Here is a 2,982-nt window from a genome sequence, read left to right as displayed (position 1 = left end):
TGGCCGCCGCCCATGTCGTTGATCTGTGCTTTGCACCGCTTGGTATTAACCGGTGGCTATCCCCAAAAGCGGACCAGCAAGCCGGAAAACTTAACCTACCGATCGATTATTTTCGTTTACCGTGGGCGACGGTGGTGCGCCTGCTTGGTAGTCTTTGTCGTTGGCGGATTTCAACTGCTTCACACAACTCCTCTGAGGGCGATAGAAAAGCGACGGCAAATCTGCTCTTCGCATCCATCAAGTTATGATCCAGCTTCCACCCGGCGGAACCGACCATCGCGGCAAGACTGTCGGGCGTGTATTTCCGAGATGCGCTGACATGGATTGGTTCTCCGGCCTCAAAATCGATCCGGACGCTGGGAAGATTCACCGTCTGTTTCCGGGTCGAGATGAGCAACATGTCAATTCTCGCAAGTTCTACATTCCAGCGCGCCTCGTAGGAAAAGGCTGCGGGGTCGAAATTAGCCCTGACCTCGCGGTTGAGCCGTATCAATATGTTTGCGATGAATTTAGCCGTGACACCTTTGGAATCGTCGTATGCGGCGACCAGCTCTTCGGGGTCCTTGACCAGATCGACACCCAAAATGAAGCCTTGGACATTCGACCAATCGCTGGCGCTCTGCAGAAGCATCCGCGCCGCCTCCGGCTCAAGATTACCGATGGTCGAGCCCGAAAAAAAACCAACCTTTGGATGATCCATGACCGATTCAGGCAAATCCAGTGGCTGCGAGAAATCACCTACCACGGGGACGATCTCGAGGTTCGGATAGCGTCCGCGCAGATCGTCAGATGTGCGATGCAGAAATTCCGATGATATGTCGACTGGAACATAAGCATCCAGATGCGTCGCGGCATCCAACAGCAGCCGAGTCTTGACCGATGCTCCAGAACCCAGCTCGACCAATGCTCCACCGTCCGGCACAAGACCGGCGAGTCTGTGGGCATGGTGCTGCAGGATCCCCGTCTCGGTTCGGGTCGGATAGTATTCCGTCAGCCCCGTAATCTGCTCGAAGAGGGCGCTACCGCGTTCGTCGTAAAGCCATTTGGGACTAAGGGACTTGGCGCTGGCCGACAGCCCGGTAATCGCGTCCTTAAGCAATGCCAAGTTCAACGAATCCGATCCCGTCACGCGGCTAACCCGCAGAGCGGCAACGCTGGTCACGCTGCATCCTTGGCCAGACGAAGGCCCATCATCTGCCAGCGCTGGTGCGGATAGAAGAATGTCCGGTAGGTTGTCCGCATCTGCTCTCTCGGCGTGGCGCAGGACCCGCCACGGAGTACGCGTTGATTGACCATGAATTTACCGTTGTACTCACCCAGTGCACCCTCTGGCGGGCGAAAACCAGGATAGGGTGAAAAATCGGAAGCAGTCCATTCCCAGACATCGCCCCAAATGCCGTCGCCGGGAAGTGGACGCAATGCGCCGATTGCCTCAGCATCGCCCATAAAGTTGCCACGGATAGGAATATCCCGGAACGCTATTTCGTGCTCAGCTTCGTTGGGCAGGCGGCCGCCTGCCCAACGCGCGAACGCCTCGGCCTCGTAGTAGCTGACATGAACCACGGGGGCGTCGAGCGCCACGGGCTGCGGGCCACGCAGCGTATAAGTCCACCATTCGTCGTCTTGCGACCACCAGTAAAGCGGATGCTCCCAGCCTTCCCGCGTCGCCACAGCGTGACCCTCCATCAACCACAGGCGCGGGTCGCTGTAGCCGCCGTCGTTCATGAACGCGATCCATTCACGATTAGTGACAGAACGGTCGGCGATCTCGAACGGTTCGAGCCATGTTTTGTGACGTGGGCCTTCGCAATCGTAGGCGAACCTGCGTCCGTCATGGCCGATCTCGACGAGCCCCCCGACTTGGCTTGTGAAGCTCAGCGAAACCTCCGACCTGACGGGAAGGGGTTCGGGATCCTTATAGGCGGGCAGCAACGGATTAAAGCTAAGCCCATGCAAAAGATCGGTGATCAAAAGCTCCTGATGCTGCATCTCGTGGTGGCACCCCAGCTCAACCAGCCCCGCAATCTCGTCACTGTCATCGCGGTGCGCGTTCATCAAGCTATTGAGGCTGTCCTCGACATGGGCGCGGTAGTCGCGCACGGCATCGCCGCTGGGTCGCGATACAAGACCGCGCTGATCGCGTGCGTGACGAGGGCCGGCCTGCGTGTAATAGGAATTGAAAAGGAACGCGAAACGATCATCTGGGGACTTATAGTTCGGGACCCGGGGTTTCAGAATGAATTCTTCGAAGAACCACGTGGTATGGGCCAAGTGCCACTTGACGGGAGAGGCGTCTTCCATGCTTTGGAGCATCGTGTCTTCGGGGCAAAGCGGTGCCACCAATACTTGGGTACGGGTGCGCGTGCTGGTGAAAAGATTCATCGCTTCGCTGGGGGGCACCGGCATGGGGGCAGCATTCATTTGGATCACTCCTTGTGTGGCAGGCAAGTGTGAACACGTCCGGGCTTCCAAAAGTTTCATAGAACCTTAGCTGAATGCCTCACTAGGGAACTGAGCATTGGATCCTGCGCGGACAAAGCCTCGATCATTCCGGAGCTCGCTGCGTCGAATTTTCGCGAGACAGAAGCAAGAAGATCCGGGCTGGTGCATCTAGGGGTCTGATGCCGGAGGGGGCGGGACATTGCACGACGAGCGCTCGAACCGACGGTGACGTCTGCGCCCCATGTCCTGCGAAAACGGTCGTTCTGCTCTGCGATCTTGGCGGCGCGATCAATCTCGGCCTGCTCTGCTGCCGACAGGGTAATGTGTTCGGTCATAGTCCTTGGTCCTTTGCGGTCGTGCCACGTTTCCGGTCTGATGCCGAAAATCGGGCGAGGGGTCAAACGAGGCAGCGCGTAAGCGCGCCCCTCTTCTGAAACCTTGCCTCCCGGCGAGGGCAGGGGGGAACCGCCGCAATGCTGAAATCAAAGCCAAAGGGGGGGATCACCCGGCCTTCACAAAGCCGCAGGCGCAGGAAGGACG

3 protein-coding genes are annotated in these 2,982 nt (G+C 58.2%); all 3 read right to left on the bottom strand.

The window, feature by feature from the left end:
- Window positions 1-106 precede the first annotated feature (106 nt).
- Genes egtD through ACOI1H_RS24510 form a run of 3 tightly spaced genes read right to left on the bottom strand, consistent with a single transcriptional unit; the run spans window position 107 to window position 2,777 of the window.
- Window positions 107-1,162, bottom strand: coding sequence for an L-histidine N(alpha)-methyltransferase (gene egtD, locus ACOI1H_RS24520; RefSeq protein ID WP_422440850.1), 1,056 nt, complete (start codon window positions 1,160-1,162; stop codon window positions 107-109).
- Window positions 1,159-2,421, bottom strand: coding sequence for an ergothioneine biosynthesis protein EgtB (gene egtB, locus ACOI1H_RS24515; protein ID WP_422440849.1), 1,263 nt, complete (start codon window positions 2,419-2,421; stop codon window positions 1,159-1,161). Before egtB ends, egtD begins: the two co-directional genes overlap by 4 nt.
- Window positions 2,422-2,477: 56 nt before the next feature.
- On the bottom strand, window positions 2,478-2,777 hold the full coding sequence (locus tag ACOI1H_RS24510) for a hypothetical protein (protein WP_422440848.1): 300 nt from the start codon (window positions 2,775-2,777) through the stop codon (window positions 2,478-2,480).
- Window positions 2,778-2,982: the final 205 nt, after the last annotated feature.

The sequence above is a fragment of the Loktanella sp. DJP18 genome (assembly GCF_049310965.1).
Classification (GTDB): Bacteria; Pseudomonadota; Alphaproteobacteria; order Rhodobacterales; family Rhodobacteraceae; genus Loktanella.
Note: the sequence above shows the minus strand (reverse complement) of the source record. Positions and strands in the feature narration are given on the sequence as shown.